Origin of the sequence: Hydrogenophaga sp. (genome assembly GCF_036675665.1) — a bacterium.
Classification (GTDB): Bacteria; Pseudomonadota; Gammaproteobacteria; order Burkholderiales; family Burkholderiaceae_C; genus Hydrogenophaga.
Genome location: NZ_JAKFEO010000084.1, coordinates 1 through 16,232, shown reverse-complemented (window position 1 = coordinate 16,232; position 16,232 = coordinate 1). Strand labels below are relative to the sequence as shown.

General features: G+C 64.9%; 15 protein-coding genes and 1 other RNA gene. 3 read left to right on the top strand and 13 right to left on the bottom strand.

What is annotated here, in order from left to right; translation table 11 throughout:
• The 11 genes from rsmH to dapF form a co-directional block, all read right to left on the bottom strand.
• On the bottom strand, window positions 1–667 hold a 667-nt coding region (gene rsmH, locus V6M63_RS20325), incomplete at its 3' end, for a 16S rRNA (cytosine(1402)-N(4))-methyltransferase RsmH (RefSeq protein ID WP_332744843.1).
• Window positions 668–672: 5 nt separating this feature from the next.
• Window positions 673–1,098 (bottom strand): division/cell wall cluster transcriptional repressor MraZ, encoded by a 426-nt coding sequence (gene mraZ, locus V6M63_RS20320; protein ID WP_056270695.1) that lies wholly within the window; start codon window positions 1,096–1,098, stop codon window positions 673–675.
• Between the two features lie 311 nt (window positions 1,099–1,409).
• A complete protein-coding gene (hslU, locus tag V6M63_RS20315) occupies window positions 1,410–2,744 on the bottom strand; it encodes an ATP-dependent protease ATPase subunit HslU (RefSeq protein WP_332744841.1) in 1,335 nt (444 codons plus the stop codon).
• A 7-nt stretch (window positions 2,745–2,751) separates the two neighbouring features.
• Window positions 2,752–3,300 (bottom strand): ATP-dependent protease subunit HslV, encoded by a 549-nt coding sequence (hslV, locus tag V6M63_RS20310; protein WP_332744840.1) that lies wholly within the window; start codon window positions 3,298–3,300, stop codon window positions 2,752–2,754.
• An 86-nt stretch (window positions 3,301–3,386) separates the two neighbouring features.
• The gene (locus V6M63_RS20305) at window positions 3,387–5,231 is read right to left on the bottom strand and encodes an STAS domain-containing protein (protein ID WP_332744838.1); all 1,845 of its coding nucleotides are present in this window, start codon (window positions 5,229–5,231) and stop codon (window positions 3,387–3,389) included.
• A gap of 50 nt (window positions 5,232–5,281) precedes the next feature.
• The gene (dksA, locus tag V6M63_RS24595) at window positions 5,282–6,055 is read right to left on the bottom strand and encodes an RNA polymerase-binding protein DksA (RefSeq protein ID WP_442909625.1); all 774 of its coding nucleotides are present in this window, start codon (window positions 6,053–6,055) and stop codon (window positions 5,282–5,284) included.
• A gap of 646 nt (window positions 6,056–6,701) precedes the next feature.
• On the bottom strand, window positions 6,702–7,778 hold the full coding sequence (locus V6M63_RS20295; RefSeq protein WP_332744834.1) for a CobW family GTP-binding protein: 1,077 nt from the start codon (window positions 7,776–7,778) through the stop codon (window positions 6,702–6,704).
• A 78-nt stretch (window positions 7,779–7,856) separates the two neighbouring features.
• A complete protein-coding gene (locus tag V6M63_RS20290; protein ID WP_332744832.1) occupies window positions 7,857–9,041 on the bottom strand; it encodes a class I SAM-dependent rRNA methyltransferase in 1,185 nt (394 codons plus the stop codon).
• Window positions 9,042–9,072: 31 nt separating this feature from the next.
• Window positions 9,073–10,047 carry a tyrosine recombinase XerC gene (locus tag V6M63_RS20285; protein ID WP_332744830.1) on the bottom strand — a complete coding sequence of 325 codons (975 nt, stop codon included), beginning with the start codon at window positions 10,045–10,047 and terminating at the stop codon, window positions 9,073–9,075.
• Between the two features lie 6 nt (window positions 10,048–10,053).
• Window positions 10,054–10,737 (bottom strand): DUF484 family protein, encoded by a 684-nt coding sequence (locus V6M63_RS20280; protein ID WP_332744828.1) that lies wholly within the window; start codon window positions 10,735–10,737, stop codon window positions 10,054–10,056.
• A 24-nt stretch (window positions 10,738–10,761) separates the two neighbouring features.
• Window positions 10,762–11,637 (bottom strand): diaminopimelate epimerase, encoded by an 876-nt coding sequence (gene dapF, locus V6M63_RS20275; RefSeq protein WP_332744826.1) that lies wholly within the window; start codon window positions 11,635–11,637, stop codon window positions 10,762–10,764.
• A gap of 67 nt (window positions 11,638–11,704) precedes the next feature.
• On the opposite strand from dapF, the gene V6M63_RS20270 reads away from it, so the two are divergent.
• Window positions 11,705–13,426 carry an MBL fold metallo-hydrolase gene (locus V6M63_RS20270; protein WP_332744825.1) on the top strand — a complete coding sequence of 574 codons (1,722 nt, stop codon included), beginning with the start codon at window positions 11,705–11,707 and terminating at the stop codon, window positions 13,424–13,426.
• Window positions 13,427–13,436: 10 nt separating this feature from the next.
• Window positions 13,437–14,243, top strand: coding sequence for a metallophosphoesterase family protein (locus V6M63_RS20265; RefSeq protein ID WP_332744824.1), 807 nt, complete (start codon window positions 13,437–13,439; stop codon window positions 14,241–14,243).
• Here V6M63_RS20265 and V6M63_RS20260 read toward each other — a convergent pair.
• The gene (locus V6M63_RS20260; RefSeq protein WP_332744822.1) at window positions 14,222–14,773 is read right to left on the bottom strand and encodes a Crp/Fnr family transcriptional regulator; all 552 of its coding nucleotides are present in this window, start codon (window positions 14,771–14,773) and stop codon (window positions 14,222–14,224) included. The genes V6M63_RS20265 and V6M63_RS20260 overlap by 22 nt on opposite strands.
• Window positions 14,774–15,236: 463 nt before the next feature.
• Between V6M63_RS20260 and V6M63_RS20255 the strand changes: the two genes are divergently transcribed.
• Window positions 15,237–15,893 (top strand): Crp/Fnr family transcriptional regulator, encoded by a 657-nt coding sequence (locus V6M63_RS20255; protein ID WP_332744820.1) that lies wholly within the window; start codon window positions 15,237–15,239, stop codon window positions 15,891–15,893.
• On the opposite strand, the gene rnpB is transcribed toward V6M63_RS20255, so the two are convergent.
• Window positions 15,894–16,232: RNase P RNA component class A (gene rnpB, locus V6M63_RS20250), an RNA gene on the bottom strand; the annotation flags it as partial. It lies immediately after the preceding gene.

The window sequence follows — 16,232 nt, the reverse complement described above, 5'->3', positions numbered from 1 at the left end:
CTAGCGCTTGTTGCAGCTCTTCAAGCTCGGCGTTGATGAAAATCCGAAAAGCCTGAAATGTGCGCGTTGCAGGGTCCTTGCCCGGCTCGCGGGTTTTGACCGCGCCAGCCACGACTTCGGCCAACTCGCGGGTGGTTCGAAAAGGGCCCCGTTCCTGTCGGCGACGATCAATCGCCTTTGCAATCGGTTGAGCAAACCGTTCTTCGCCATATTCACGGATGACCTCCGACAGGGTTGAGACATCGGCCGTTTCCAGCCACTGAGCCACGCTCTGGCCGCGCGTGGTGTCCATGCGCATGTCCAGAGGACCATCGTGGCGAAAAGAAAAACCCCTCTCGGGGTCGTCGATCTGCGGCGAACTCACGCCGAGGTCCATGAGCACACCATCCACACTGGTCGCCCCCAGTTCGCCGAGGTGCGAAAAGCCCTCGTGGCGGATGGAAAGGCGCGCATCGCTGGCAGCCAGCGCCTGCGCGGCCGCCACGGCTTGGGGATCCTTGTCGAAGACGGTCAACCGCCCTTGACGGGACAGCTGCTCGAGAATCAATCGGGAGTGGCCGCCGCGCCCGAAGGTGGCGTCGACGTAGTGTCCGTCCGGGTTGATCGCCAGTGCTTGCACGGCTTCGTTCAACAGGACGGTGTGGTGAATCCATGTGCCTTGCACCATCACCCTTAGAAAGAGAAGTCCTTGAAGACATCGGGCATGTCGGCCTTCATGGCTTCGGCTTCCTGCGCGGCGTAGACCTGCGCATCCCACAGCTCGAAATAGGCGCCCATGCCGAGCAGCACCACGTCCTTGCTGATGCCGGCCGCCGCGCGCAGCTCGGGCGACACCAGCACGCGTCCGGTGCCGTCCATCTCCACGTCCATGGCATTGCCCAGGAAGATGCGCTTCCACCACTGCGCCTGCATGGGCAGCGAGGCGATGCGATCGCGGAACTGCTCCCACGCGGTGCGCGGGAAAATCATCAGGCAACCATGGGGGTGTTTGGTGATGGTGAGCTGACTCGCCCCCGCGCTCAGGACGTCACGGTGCCGGGTGGGCACCGAGAGCCGACCCTTGGCGTCGAGACTGAGAGAAGAAGCACCCTGAAACACCGCGATCAATCCTTGAAAAACACTTTTCACCACTTAAATGCACTTTTTTCCACTTTATCAGGAAAACCAAGGCGTGCAACTCGGCAGAGACAAATTTTTTCAATGAAATCAACCACTTAGAACGCAATATGAAGCCTGCACAAGCCAAAAATGCATTAAAAGCAAGCACTTACAACCGGCTTTGCATGTGAAGCTTCAAAACCCTGCGGCGTCTGGGGTCGTCGAGACGGGCGTGGGGATTGGCATGAGCCGACCAACGGCATGCGTCGGCGGCGGTCGGCGCCAACGGACCGGCGAGCGGCCCGCGACGCTCAGAGGATGTAGCGCGAGAGATCTTCGTTGCGGCTGAGTGCGGCCAGGCGCCCGTTCACATAGGCCGCATCGATGGTGATGGTCTGGCCCTGCAGCTTGGTGGCATCGAAGCTCACTTCGTCGAGCAGGTGCTCCATCACCGTGGCCAGGCGGCGCGCGCCGATGTTTTCGGTGCGCTCGTTCACGTCGCAGGCGATCTGCGCCAGCTGACGGATGCCTTCGGGTGAGAACTCGAGCGTGACACCTTCGGTGGCCAGCAACGCCTGGTACTGACGCACCAGCGAGGCATGGGTCTGGATGAGGATGGCCTCGAAGTCGTCAACCGAGAGCGACTGCAGCTCGACGCGGATGGGAAAGCGGCCCTGCAGTTCGGGAATCAGATCGCTCGGCTTGCTCAGGTGGAAGGCGCCGCTGGCGATGAAGAGGATGTGATCGGTCTTGATCACACCGTATTTGGTGGTCACCGTCGTGCCTTCCACCAGGGGCAGCAGGTCGCGCTGCACGCCCTGGCGCGACACCTCGGCGCTGCCGGAGTCGTTGCGCGAGGTCACCTTGTCGATCTCGTCAATGAACACGATGCCGTTTTGCTCCGCGTTGTGCAGCGCGCGCGTCTTGATCTCGTCTTCGTTGACCAGTTTGCCCGCCTCTTCGTCAATCAGCAGCTTCATCGCCTCGGCGATCCTGAGTTTGCGGGTCTGGCGTTTGCCGGCCCCGATCTGGCTGAACATGCCGCGCAGTTGTTCGGCCATGTCCTCCATGCCGGCCGGACCCATGATCTCCATGGTCGGGCGAGGCTCCAGCAGATCGATCTCGATTTCGCGATCGTCCAGGTCGCCTTCGCGCAGCTTCTTGCGGAAGTTCTGCCGGGCCGTGCTCTCGGGCAGCGGCACCACGTTGGCCACCGGCTCTGCGCTGCGGGCCGGCGGGATCAGGATGTCGAGGATGCGGTCTTCGGCAGCGTCTTCGGCACGCACGCGCTGCTTGCGCATTTCGACCTCGCGCGTCTGCTTGATCGCGATCTCGGCGAGGTCGCGGATGATGCTGTCCACATCCTTGCCCACATAGCCCACTTCGGTGAACTTCGTGGCCTCGACCTTGATGAAGGGCGCATCGGCCAACCGCGCCAGGCGCCGCGCAATCTCGGTCTTGCCCACGCCGGTGGGGCCGATCATGAGGATGTTCTTGGGCGTGATCTCGGGGCGCAGCTTTTCGTCGACCTGCTGGCGCCGCCAGCGGTTGCGCAGCGCAATGGCCACGGCGCGCTTGGCACCCTTCTGGCCAATGATGAAACGGTCGAGTTCGGAAACGATTTCCTGGGGGGTCATTGAAGACATGTAGGGCTCAATCCAGCGTTTCGATCGTGTGGTTCATGTTGGTGTAGATGCACAGCTCGCCAGCAATCCCCAGCGACTTGCGCACCACGTCTTCTGCACTGAGTTCGGTGTGGTCGAGCAGGGCCTTGGCCGCAGCCTGCGCGTAGGCACCACCCGACCCGATGGCCACAATGCCGTGCTCGGGCTCCAGCACGTCCCCATTGCCTGTGATGATCAGCGAGGCACTGTGGTCGGCCACGGCGAGCATGGCCTCCAGGCGACGCAACACACGGTCGGTGCGCCAGTCGCGCGTGAGCTCGATGGCCGCGCGCACCAAGTGGCCCTGGTGCTTCTCCAGCTTGGCTTCGAAGCGCTCGAACAGCGTGAAGGCATCGGCGGTGGCGCCGGCAAAACCGGCCAACACCTTGTCGTGGTGCAGCTTGCGCACCTTGCGGGCCGTGCCCTTGACAATGATGTTGCCCAGCGTGACCTGCCCGTCCCCACCGATGGCGACCTGCATACCGGCGGGTGTCTGGCGGCGCACACAGATGATGGTGGTTCCGTGAAATGATTCCATGGCGTTGAGTTGGGGTTGATCGGGAGCCATGCAACAGCACCCGGCATCGTTGTTTGAAACAACGTGTAGGACCCGCGCAGCGCGGATCAGTCGTTGCGGACCACGACCTTGGCGTATTCGGTGATGCCGATCACGTGAAAAAACGCCGACACCAGGCGGTGGGCGTCCACGAACTGCACCAGACGGCGTTCAGCGTGGTGCTGAGACACCCAGTTGAGCAAGGTGCCGGCAGCAGAAAAGTCCACCCGAATCAGGTTGCGACAGGAAATGATCAGCACATCGGCGCCCATCAGGCGGCGCTCGAGCATGTCCAGGGTGGCTTGTGGGTCGCCACGGATCTCGCCGGAAAGCTCCACCAGGCCGAGCTGGTTGAACTCGGATGGTTGACCTTCAAGCACCGATTCGCCTGGATAAGCAGAAGGCACCGACTCCAGCACGGCTTCGCTCAGGACGGACTGGCCTGCGTCTTCGGGTCGATCGGCCGCAATGGACGTGACGTGGCAGCGCGGACGTTCCCAACCCGGTGGTGACACTTCGTAGGTCACGCAAAAATCCAGCGCTGTCAGCTCGAATTCGTCCGGCCGGTTCATGACCCGAAGCACGGCCATGCGCAGTTCCCACCAGAGTTGCTCGACATCCCGACGACCCGACGGGGTGAAGTGCTTGAGCAGATCGCGGAACACGGCCGAACCCAGAAATCGCAGTTCGACGTCCTGATCACCCCAGAGCGTGAAGATGCCGAGCAGGGCACGTGCCGCCTTGAGGTCCATGGACTCCATCGGCGTCCAGTCGATCACCCAGGGTTGCTTGGCGCGCAGCAACACGTTTTGCAAGGTGCCCACCGCATGGGCGTCGAGCTCGGCCTCGCTGACCCAGACCGCCCGGTTGTTGCTGGCTGTGGGCGTGAAGGTCTTGCCGGTCATGGAAGACACCGTTTCGGGCATGTCGTACCACTGAGGGGCGGACCGGTTGAAGCGGTTGGCAAAATCGACCGCGCGGCTCTCGAAGGGAGCCAGCTGACCCGTGGCCCGGTACAGATCGAACAGGGCGAGCCAGTCGTCGATCTGGTCGACTTTCGAACCGCCTTCACCCAACACCTCCATGAGCCCCTGCTCGGCGCCGGCATCGTCGCCGTTGGCAAACCGGATGGCGGCTTCTTCGACATCCGGATCCTGCACGATTTCCTGTACATCGAGCGAATAGAAATGGGATGCGGAAAAACCACCCCCGCGAGAATTCGAACTGGAGAGTTCGCTGGGCTGCGTTGGCGCCATCAATCCGGTGCGCGTCGGGCTGGCGGGGGTGGTCTTGCCGAACTCGACCATGTCTCGCGCATTTGCGGCCGGATTGCGTGTGTCCAGCGGATTCATCGCCGCTGGAGAGGCGGGTACGGCCGCCGCAACAGGCAGCGGGGCAGGTTCGGTCTCGTCGTACTGCGCCTTGCGTTGTCGGGCCACGGCATCGGGCGCAGCGCCCACCACCGGCATGTCTTCCTTGTTCTTGAGCGGCGTGCCGCCCGTGCTGTGGGCGCCGGCATTGAGACTGGACCCGGTGCTGACCAAGGAATCCGGGCCCTTCGTCTTCCACCACTGCATCGACATCTGGGCTTCGATTTCGTCGATCTTCTTCAGCGTCTCGGCACGATCGTCCGGCTTGGAAGGCAGGCTGCTCTGGAAAAAAGAAGGTCGCATGCCGGGACCTTCGGGGCTCGTGCCCTCGCGGCTGCGAATCTTGCGCAGCATGTCGAACTCGCGCTTGCGCACAAAGTCGTTGCGCCGCTTGCGCTCGATCATCTCCTTGAGCGCGGCCTTGCTGTACTCACTTTCGCGATCGGCCTGACGGGTGTCCAGATCGGCCCAGCTCGTGGTCGGATGACGCACGAACTTCACCACCTTGGAGAGGAAGCCGCCGTTGGAATCGTCCTTGGACATGGGTCAGGAGTTGCCGGAAATGAGTCGGGATCGGGCTCGGTGGAAACGGCTCAGTCTCCGAACATTTTCTGCTTGAGCTCGCGCCGCTGCTGGGCTTCAAGGGAAAGGCTGGCGGTCGGGCGGGCCATCAACCGGCCCAGACCGATGGATTCACCGGTTTCTTCGCAGTAACCGTAGTCGCCCGCATCGATGCGGGCAATGGCCTGTTCGATCTTCTTGAGCAACTTGCGTTCGCGGTCGCGGGTGCGCAGCTCCAGGGCGTGCTCTTCTTCGATGGTGGCGCGGTCAGCTGGATCGGGCACCACCACGGTGTCTTCTCGCAGGTGCTCGGTGGTCTCGCCCGCATTGGCCAGCATGTCGGCCTTGAGCTGCGACAGCTTGCGGCGGAAATAGGCCAGCTGCAGCTCGCCCATGTATTCGCTGTCAGGCATGGCCTGTACATCCTGATCGGTCAATTGATCGGCAGGCAGGGTTTTCCAGTTGTTGGCCCGCTTGGGGTCCTTCTGGACGGATGAGGGGACGGGAGGGGTCATGACGGCACGTTCGTTCATATGAGAAAAAGTTGCCTTGGCGGCATCGGGTGCGTGGGTCGGCACCACCGCAGCCTGGGTCATCTGCTCCATCATGACTTTCTTCGCTGCCCGCTTGCCCAATGGGCGAGGTGTGGGCTCAACAACCACAGGGGCAGGCGCCGGGGCACGCTTGGCGCTGGCAGCTTTGGAGACAGGAGCGGCGGACGCCGCCCGGGAAGCAGAAGAAGTCACGGTGGGGGCAGCCGCCTTGGCGGCGGGCTGTGCCTTGGATTTGGCGGTACTCGCCGGAATGGGCTTGACCGCGGGTGTGCGGGAAGGCGTGGGCTTGCTCGCAACAGCGGGCTTGCCCACTGGCTTGGATGCGGCTTTCGCGGGGGGCGAAGCGGTTTTCTTGGACGGCGCGGGTACTTTCGATGGAACAGCTGCTTTGGCCATTGGTTTGGAGGCGGCCTTCGCAGGCAGCTTGGCCGCTGTTTTCGCAACGGGCTTGGAGGACGCCTTCGTCACCGCTTTCGCCGCCACCTTGACAGCCGGCTTCCCGGCGCTCTTGACTGCGGGCTTGCGCGCCGCAGACACCACGGCCTTGGCCGCCGACGTGCGCCCCTTCGTGCCCGAAGCGGCGGGCTTGGCTGATTTCGCTGACTTGGTAGCCGGGGCTTTCACAACGGGTCTCCTCTCAGTGCCTGACGGTGCTAGATCCGGGTCCGGTGTGCGGGGTTGGGCCGCATCAACCTGTGTCGGCGTGGCCGACGGATGCGAGGTTATACCCTTACCGGGACCGGGATTCAGCCGTGGGCGAACACCAGTTGTGGAAGACCGCCGGGCCACCGGCATGGGGCGCGATTGTAACGAGATGGCGGCGTCACTCCCGGAATCCGGTCGGGAGGGGAAACCCAGGCGTTGGAGAAGCGAGACAAACAGCACGGTTGCGCCGGCGTCAGACCAGGCTCTGGTCCAGGCCCTGCACGAGGATGTCGCGCGGCAGATCGATGCCGATGAACACCATCTTGCTGGTGCGCTGCTCGCCTTCGGCCCATGGCGGACCGAGATCGCTGCCCATCAGTTGGTGCACGCCCTGGAAAATCACCTTGCGGTCTGTGCCCTCCAGATCGAGTACGCCCTTGTAGCGCAGCATGCGCGGGCCGTACACCTGCACGATGGCGCCCAGGAAGTCTTCCAGCTTGGCGGGGTTGAACGGACGGGTGGCGCGGTAGACGAAGCTCTTCACATCGTCGTCGTGGTGATGGTGGTGACCCGGCCCTTCGTGGCCATGATCGTGATCGTGTTGGTGAGACGGATGGTCGCAATGCTCGCCGTGTGCGTGGTCGTGGTCTTCGTGACCATGGTCGTGCTCGTCGGCCTTGAGGAAATCGGGGTCGATGTCGAGCTTGGCGTTGAGGTTGAAGCCACGCAGGTCGAACACTTCCTTGAGCGCCACCTCGCCGAAATGCACCGGGCGCATGGGGGCACGCGGGTTCATGTGCTTGAGACGGTGTGTCAACGCGTCAAGGTCTTCGGCGCTCACCAGGTCGGCCTTGCTGATGAAGATCTGGTCGGCAAAGCCCACCTGGCGGCGCGCCTCCTGGCGGTCGTTGAGCTGCTGGGCGGCGTGCTTGGCATCCACCAGCGTGAGGATCGAGTCCAGCAGGTACTGCTCGGCCACCTCGTCGTCCATGAAGAAGGTCTGCGCCACCGGGCCAGGGTCTGCCAGGCCGGTGGTCTCGATCACCACACGATCAAAATCCAGCTCGCCTTTGCGCTTCTTCTCGGCCAGGTCGTGCAGCGTGGCGCGCAGGTCGTCACGGATGGTGCAGCAAATGCAACCATTGCTCATCTGGATGATGTTTTCGGTGGTGTCGGCCACCAGGATCTCGTTGTCGATGTTCTCCTCACCGAACTCGTTTTCGATCACCGCAATCTTCTGGCCATGGGCCTCGCTGAGCACGCGCTTGAGCAGCGTGGTTTTGCCAGAGCCAAGGAAACCGGTGAGGATGGTGGCGGGGATGAGGGACATGGCGGGCGCGACAGTGTCGGAGGTGGGCAAACGGAAGAAGCGCGCAAGTGTATGCGAGCCCTCCAAGACATGCACACCCTACTGCTTTTTCATGACGATCAGGCCCTTGAGGTACTCGCCCTCGGGGAAATTCACCGTCATGGGGTGGTCGCTGGCGCCACCCAGGCGCTGCAGGATGGCACCATCCACACCGGCATCGAGCCCCGCAGAAGCCACGATCTTGTGGAACAGCTCCACCCCGATGCCGCCCGAGCAGGAAAAGGTGAACAGCACGCCGCCGGGTGCGAGCAGCTTGAAGGCCAGGCGGTTGATGTCCTTGTAGGCACGGGCGGCGCGCTCGGCGTGCGCCACGGTGGGGGCGAGTTTGGGCGGGTCGAGCACGATGGCGTCGAACTGGCGCCCCTCGGCCACGAACCGGCGCAGCGAGGCGTTCACATCGGCGTCCATGAAGCTGGCGCGTGACGCGTCGAAGCCGTTGAGCGCCACGTTGGCGGCGGCCTGCTGCAAGGCGGGTGCCGACGAATCGATGGAGGTGACATGCCCTGCCCCACCCGCCAGCGCGGCCACGGTGAAGCCGCCGGTGTAGCTGTAGCAGTTGAGCACCTGCCCGAACGTCAAGCGGCGGGCGTACTGGCTGCAGGCCAGCCGGCTGTCGCGCTGGTCCAGATAGAAGCCGGTCTTGTGACCCTGGGCGATGTCCAGGCCGAGTTGCCAGCTGTGCTCGCGCAGCACGAGTGCGGTGGAACCGGTGCCGCGCAACCAGCCGACGGCTTCGGGCAGGCCTTCGAGTTTGCGGCTGCTGGTGTCGGAGCGCTCGTACAGGCGCGGACATCCGGTGAGTTCGATCAGCGCATCGGCGATCACCGCCTTGTGGCGCTCCACGCCGCAGGCGGTGAACTGGGCCACCAGCGTGTCGCCGTAGCGATCCACGATGAGACCGGGCACGCCGTCGGATTCGCCGTGCACGAGCCGCACGCCGTCGCTCTCGATGCCAAGACGCTCGCGCAAGGCGATGGCGCGTGCCAGGGTGGCGCGCAGGAAGTCGGCGTCGATGCGTTGGGCTTCGTCGAAGCTCCAGGCACGCACCCGGATGCGTGATTCGGGCGAGAAAGCGCCCCAGGCGAGGAACTGCCCCTCGGCGCTCTCCACACGCACGGTTTCGCCGGCATCGCCACCACCTTTGGCAATGGCGCCGTCGAACACCCAGGGGTGGCGACGCAGGAGGGAACGGTCTTTGCCGGGCTTGAGGCGGATGGTTTTCATGCGGGTATTGTCGACCCCGCCTTCAAGCTCCTCAGCCCTTGGGCGGTTTTCCCTTGGCGTGCGCGCGCGGGTGCGCCGCGTCGTACACCTTGGCCAGGTGCTGGAAATCCAGCCGCGTGTAGACCTGCGTCGTGCTGATGCTGGCGTGGCCCAGCAACTCCTGTACGGCGCGCAGATCACCACTGGATTGCAGCACATGGCTGGCGAACGAGTGGCGCAGCATGTGCGGATGCACCGGCGTGGCCAGACCCGCCAGGCGCGAGCGGCGCTTGAGGCGCACGCGGATGTGCTGTGGCGTGAGGCGCTGGCCGCGCGAGCCGATGAACAAGGCCGCATCTTCCCGCGCCCAAGTGGCGCGGTGTTCGAGCCAGCGCGCCAGCGCTGCCAGGGCGGCCTTGCCCACCGGCACGCTGCGCCGCTTCGAACCCTTGCCCAGCACGTGCGCTTCGCCGTCCTGCGCGTCGATCCACCCGAGGGCCCCGCCGCTGGCCGCCACGTCCAGACCCACCAGCTCGCCGATGCGCAGGCCGCAGCCATACAGCAGTTCGGTGATGCAGGCGTCGCGCGCTTCCAGCGCGGGGTGATCGGCCTCTTCCACATGGGAGGCGAGCTGTACCGACTCGTCCACGCCCAGCGCCTTGGGCAGTGGCTTGCCGGTCTTGGGAGCGCGCACGTCCTGCACGGGGTTGTGACCGATCAGACCCTGGCGGCCGAGCCAGACATAGAAGCCGCGCCATCCGGAGAGGATGAGGGCAATGCCGCGCGCGCTGCGCCCGGCGCTGTGCATTTGCGCGATCCAGCGGCGAATGTGCGTGTTTTGAATGTCCTTGAGGCCGACCCGCGCCTCACCTGCGTGTGCGCAAAGCCGCTGCATATCCAGCGTGTAAAGCACCACCGTGCGCTCGGCCAGGCGCTTTTCCACCTTGACGTGGTTCAGGTAGGCCTGCACCAGCGCGGCATCGTCACCCGTCGGGGTTTCGGGGGCGGCGCGCACCGGCAGATTCATGGAACGTTATTCAGGACGGAGGCGGGACAACGCCGCGCTGGTGATCTCGCCGATGCGCTCCAGGAAGTCGGTGCCCATGTCGCTGGCGAAACGCTGTTGGTCGGCCGAGGCCAGCACCAGCAGGCCGAAAGCCTGTGGCGAGATGCCGGCGCGCAGCGGAATGAGCGCGAGCGACACCGCGCTTGATGGATCGTCCAGCCAGCCTGCGGCTTCCAGCCCGGGGTTGGCGCCGCAGTAGGGCCGGGTGAGCGACGAGGCAAAGGCTTTCACGTCGTCGCTGGCGCCTTGGGCAAACGGCTGGTCTTCGAACGCCGGCGCCACGCCCCAGACCTTGATGGCGACCTGCGGCACCATGAACTGGTTGGCGATTTCGCGCACCGCCACCACGGGCAGTTCGGCAGGCTCGCGGGTGAGCAGCAGCGCGCGGGTCCAGAGCTGCAGTTTGTCGGCGATGGTGGTGTTTTCGTGACCGTTGCGGATCATCTCGGCCGCCTTGAGCTCCAGTCCCTTGATCTTTTCGCGCAGCATCTCGGCCTGGCGCTCCTGCAGGCTCACCGCGCGGTGGCCGTGCGGGCTGGTGAGCTGCACGGCGGCCAGCAGGCTGGCATGGCGCTCGAAGAAATCGGGCGTGTTGGCCAGGTAGTTGGCGATGTCGTCTTCGGTGATAGGTGGGATGCTGTTGGTATTCATGGGTGTGTGGATTCGGGGCCGGGTTCAGCCGATGTCGGGAATGTCGATCTCGCCTTCGAACACGGTGGTGGCCGGTCCGGTCATGAAGACGGCGTTGTCGTGGCGGCGGCTGTCCTGCCATTCGATGGTGAGCACGCCGCCCTGGGTGTGAACGTCGACGCGCGCATCGAGCAGGCCCAGCCGGATGCCGGCCACCACCGCCGCGCAGGCCCCGGTGCCGCAGGCCAGGGTTTCGCCGGCACCGCGCTCGAACACTCGCAGCCTCACCTCGGTGCGGCTCACCACCTGCAGAAAGCCGGCGTTGACGCGCTGGGGAAAACGATCATGCCGCTCGATCATGGGCCCCCAGGCCTGCACCGGAGCGCTCTTGACATCGTCCACCATCAGCACCGCGTGCGGGTTGCCCATGGACAACACGGCGACCGGCACATCGCCTGCATACGGCAGCGCCAGCGGCCAGCGCTCGAAGTTGCCCATTGCCTGGGGTTGCAGGTCCTGGGCCAGGAAGGGCACACGGTCCAGGGCAAACACCGGCGGCCCCATGTCCACGGTCACCCCACCGTCCTGGTGGGCATGCAGCTCCAGCTCGCCATTGGCCACTTTCACACGCAGCGGATTGCGCTGGCTCAGGCCCTTGTCGTGCACGAAACGCACAAAGCAGCGCGCGCCGTTGCCGCAGTGCTCCACCTCGCCCCCATCGGCGTTGTGGATCACGTATTCGAAGTCCAGCTCGGGCTCGAGGGAGGCCCGCACACTGAGGATCTGGTCGGCGCCCACGCCGAAGTGCCGATCGGCGAGGAAGCGGTATTGGGCCGCGGTGAGGCCCAGACGGCCCCGCGTCTCGTCGAGCACCACGAAGTCGTTGCCCGCGCCCTGCATCTTGGTGAATCGGATGTGCATCGCTCAATTATCGGCGCTGACCCGCAGGCGGTGCCACAAGTGCGCTGGCTTCCCGCAAAATGCTTCCATGGTCAGACCCACCCAACTCCTGCATCCACATCGCCCACCCGTACCGCTGCGTGCGGCCGCCACCGTCCTGCTGCTGCGAGACAGCACCGATCCCACCCGCCCCGGCATTGAAGTCTTGATGACCCGCCGCTCCATGACGGCCAGCTTCGCGCCCGGGGCTTATGTGTTTCCGGGCGGTGGCATTGACGCTGCCGATGCCCAGTCGCATGGCATTTCCACGCGCCGCACCACACAAAGCGACCTGCACCTCACGCAGGCCATTGCCGCCATCCGCGAGAGTTTTGAAGAACTGGGCGTGCTCCTGGCGCACCGAGCCGATGGTTCACCCGTGGATGACAGTGACATCGCCACGCTGGATCGACAGGCCCCGTTTGCCGCACAGTGCCAGGCGAAGGGCCTCACGCTCGACGGCGCAGGCGTGTTCGTGCTGGCGCACTGGATCACCGACCGCGACCTGCCGCGCCGCTTCGACGTGCCCTTTCTCGTGGCCCGCATGCCCGAGGGTCAGGCTCCCGTGGCCGACGAGGCGGAGCAGTTCGAGCCGGTGTGGGTGCGTGCGGCCGATGCACTGGCGCGCCACGAAGCCGGCAACTTCTTCATCATCTTTCCCACCATCCGCACGCTGGAGCGCCTGCAGGCCTACGCGACGGTGCGGGACGTGCTGGAGGCTTGTGCAGAGAACGATCAACCGTTGTGGACGAGTTGTCCCCGGGCGGGCCTGCTGGCCGGGCGCGAATCGCGCCACATGGAGCACGAACCGCCCTTTGGCGAACTCGCCCTGGTGTGCCCCGACGGACATATCGCGCATCACCTGGACTGGCAGCACGAGCAGCCCGTGCAGTTGCTCAAGAATGTGCAGCGCCTGACAGCGCCCAACCCCGGCTTCATGACCGGCCCGGGCACCAACAGCTACGTGGCGGGCGACCCCGCCAGCGGCCACATCGTGATCGATCCGGGCCCGGACGATCCAGCGCACATCGAGCGGCTGTGGCGCGCCGCCGGTGGCCGCATCCAGGCCATTGTCTGCACCCACTCGCATCCCGACCACTCGCCCGGGGCGCCCAGGCTTCAGGCTCTGTGTGTGGCCGCCGGGCTGGAACGGCCGCCCATCCTGGGCCTGCCCAGCCAGCCGACCGCCCGAGAAAACAGCCGCTTCGCGCCCGAACGCTCGCTGGCCGATGGCGAACAACTCGTGTTGCTGGGCCAGTCGGGCGAATCGACCATCACCCACACGCTGGAAGTGGTGCACACCCCTGGCCATGCGGCCAACCACCTGTGTCTCCTGCTGGTTGAAGACGGTCTGCTCTTCACCGGCGATCACATCCTCAACGGCAGCACCACCGTGATCGACCCGCCCGACGGCAGCATGGGTGCCTACCTCGATTCACTCGACAAGCTGGCCGAGCGTTGCCGAACGCATGCGGTTGAGTTCATCCTGCCCGCGCACGGCTACGTGCTGGGTGATCTGCGGGCCAGCGCCGAGAACACCAGCGCGCCGGCCGAGGGTGGCGCGTTGGTGGCCATCGCGCATCTCAAGGCGCACCGGCTGCAACGCGAAGCCAAGGTGGCGCGCGCGTTGCAAAAGGCACCCGACGGTACGCCCGACGATTGGGTGAAGCTGGCCTACGACGATGTGCCCGAGCGGCTCTGGCCGGTGGCCAAACGCTCCCTGATGGCGCATGTGGAGCGTCTGCAAAGCTTGAGTGGCTTCAATCTGTAGAGGCCGAACGATGAAGATCGCGATCCTCTCCGATGTCCACGGGAATTTCTCGGCACTTGAGGCCGTGATCGCCGACATGGACCGGCGCGGCGGCGTGGACGAGGTGATCAACCTGGGCAACATGGTCAGCGGGCCTTTGATGCCCTTGCAGACCGCGCATTTCCTGATGCGGCAGAACTGGTTGCAGATCGCCGGCAACCACGATCCCCAGGTGCTGCATGAGACCACGGGCGTGCGCAGCGCATCGGACGCTTTTGCCGCCGGTGAACTCGACGATCCGTCACGGTGGTGGCTCACCTCGCTGAGCGACTCTCTTGATGCGCGCCTGCACACGGGCGAACTGTGGGCGGATCGTCTGGGCGGCGATGTGGCGGTGTGCCATGGCACCCCCCGCAGCCCGGTCGAATACCTGCTGGAGACAGCCGAAGGGGAAGGCATCCGCCTGGCGCTGGCGCCCGAGATCGCCGAGCGGCTGGGTGAACACGTGCCCGCCCATATCCGGCTGTTGGCCTGCGGTCACAGCCATATCCAGCGTGCCCTGCGTCTGCCGGGAGGCATGCTGGTCGTGAACCCGGGTGCCGTGGGCATGCCCGCCTACGATGTCAGCCGCGCTCACCCGCTCTCCAACTACCACCGCGTCGAAAACGGCAGTCCCGATGCGCGGTATGCGATCGCAGAGACCCTACAGGGCCAATGGCAGGTCGACCTGATCTCGGTGCCCTACGACTTCGAATCCACCGCTCAGCTCGCCATCAAGAACGGTCGGCCCGATTGGGCCCACGCCCTGCGCACAGGCTACATGCCACGCTTGCTCTGAGCCAGCGCGTGGCAGTCGCACGCCAGCGCCTGCAGCGCTGCGCGATCCAGCAGCCGCAACCGACCCGGCTCGCGTGCCAGAACCCCCAGACCGACCAACCGCGCTGCCGCGCCCGACAACACGTCGATCGGCACATCAAGCTGCACCGTCAAGTCGCCCAAGTCCATGGCCAGCGCGTCGTCGGGCATGCGGTCGAAAGCCATCAGCAGCCAGCGGCACAGGCGCTGTTCAATGCTGTGGGTTCGTTGGCACAGGGCCGTTTGCGACATCTGGTCCGTGAGCGCCTGCAGGTAGCCGAGCACCACCTGCGTCACCTGTACCGAATCGGGTCCGGGGGTCATCAAGGCGCTGGTGGGCAGCGTCCAGGCAGCGCCGGGATGCAGCACCACAGCCCGACCGGATTCGAAAAAATCACCCATGAATGCCGCCACACCCAACATGCCATCGTTGCCGACCAAGGCCACCGACACATCGCCTCCGCCCGGCGTGGGTTGCATCAAGGCGACGAGCGCCGTTGTGGGGAAATACACGTGGGCGGTTGCGGTGCCAGGCGCATGCACCTCGTGCCCGGCCGGCAAGTCCACCCTTTGGAGATGCTCACTCCAGGGCAGTTGGCCACCACCGGACAGCGAGGCCAGTATCCGGTTTGAAGGGTGATCTTCTGACAATGTCGGAACTCCCGCCCGGAGGCGATCGAGGGTGCGTGGCCGGCAGTTCCGGGGGTGCGCCAGTGTAGGCGCAAAGACGAATCAATATGTTCGATATCGAACACATCTACGCCGAGCACGACGAAAGCGTTCCACTGCAATTTGAAGGTCACCGTCCACCAGCTCTCGAAAGCCATGACCAAATTGGCGTTTTGGGGCCCATGCCCCGTACACTTCCTGCAACAGACCTTCGCTCGCCCCGGCCATTCCGCCATGGACCTCTCGTCGCAGTGTCGTTCTTCGACCATCCTCGGGAGCCCCATTGACCCTGACGCACAACGGCCTCGTGGCCCAGTTGTCAAACGACGACCAGCGCTTGCTTGAGAGCCGCTGCAAGCCCGTGGAACTGGGCACAGGCGACATCCTGGCGGCCCCCCACCAGCCCAATGGACACATTCACTTCCCGACCAGCGCCAGCGTGGCGCTGGTGGTGCGCCACACCGATGGCAGCGGCCTGGCCGTGGGACTGACAGGCCGGGAAGGCGCCGTGGGGCTGCAACATGCGCTGGGGCTCGGCGCAGGCAACCTCACGCTGCACGTGCAGCGCGGTGGAACGGCTTTTCGCGCCGATGGTGAGGCCCTGAAGCGGCTGGTGGCGCGACGCGGCAGCATGCTGCGGGTGTTCGCCATCTATATGTGGGTGTTCTCGCAGGAAGTGGCGTCCATGGCCGCGGCCTCCCAGTCGCACGACATCAAGGCGCGGCTCGCGAACTGGATCCTGCTGAGCCACGCCCGCAACGGACAAGAAGATCTTTACCTGACCCACGCGCATCTGGCCGACATGCTGGGCGTGCGCCGAGCTGGCGTGACGCTGGCCGCCGTCGAACTCAAGGCGATGGGTCTGGTGGACTACCAGCGAGGGCGCGTCCACATCCTGGACATGGATGGGCTGCGCGCCATGGCCAGGCGACCCGCCTTGAACAACGGCCTGCCGCAGGCATAAGTGTGAAGCGCGCCGTTACGCCGGATTCTGTGCATCCGGAACCTTCTTGCGAAGGCCCGGATGTGACCGCCATTCATCTGGGCCGGGGGTTGCCCACCCGGCTCGGTGCTACCTACCCGCCAGCTCTCCTCGCGGAACCACGAGGATCGTCAACACGGCGAACCATGTCGCCTCAGGCTGGCCTATTTGGTATTGCTGCGCGTAGAGATTGCCCGTTTCACCCGCACTGAAGCGGCTCGTCTCTGTTGCTCTGATCCTCACCTTAGGGCCTTGCGGCTTGTCGGTGGAGAGGTGTTACCTCCTACGCTGTCCTGTGCAGTCCGGACGTTCCTCCAGCAC

What these genes read in the sequence shown, in the direction of transcription:
- hslU (WP_332744841.1), bottom strand. Translation starts at nt 2,744, where the DNA reads ATGTCTTCAATGACCCCCCAGGAAATCGTTTCCGAACTCGACCGTTTC.
- V6M63_RS20265 (WP_332744824.1), top strand. Translation starts at nt 13,437, where the DNA reads ATGAAGATCGCGATCCTCTCCGATGTCCACGGGAATTTCTCGGCACTT.
- V6M63_RS20285 (WP_332744830.1), bottom strand. Translation starts at nt 10,047, where the DNA reads ATGAATCTGCCGGTGCGCGCCGCCCCCGAAACCCCGACGGGTGACGAT.
- V6M63_RS20270 (WP_332744825.1), top strand. Translation starts at nt 11,705, where the DNA reads ATGGTCAGACCCACCCAACTCCTGCATCCACATCGCCCACCCGTACCG.
- dapF (WP_332744826.1), bottom strand. Translation starts at nt 11,637, where the DNA reads ATGCACATCCGATTCACCAAGATGCAGGGCGCGGGCAACGACTTCGTG.
- V6M63_RS20290 (WP_332744832.1), bottom strand. Translation starts at nt 9,041, where the DNA reads ATGAAAACCATCCGCCTCAAGCCCGGCAAAGACCGTTCCCTCCTGCGT.
- V6M63_RS20305 (WP_332744838.1), bottom strand. Translation starts at nt 5,231, where the DNA reads ATGTCCAAGGACGATTCCAACGGCGGCTTCCTCTCCAAGGTGGTGAAG.
- V6M63_RS20295 (WP_332744834.1), bottom strand. Translation starts at nt 7,778, where the DNA reads ATGTCCCTCATCCCCGCCACCATCCTCACCGGTTTCCTTGGCTCTGGC.
- V6M63_RS20280 (WP_332744828.1), bottom strand. Translation starts at nt 10,737, where the DNA reads ATGAATACCAACAGCATCCCACCTATCACCGAAGACGACATCGCCAAC.
- hslV (WP_332744840.1), bottom strand. Translation starts at nt 3,300, where the DNA reads ATGGAATCATTTCACGGAACCACCATCATCTGTGTGCGCCGCCAGACA.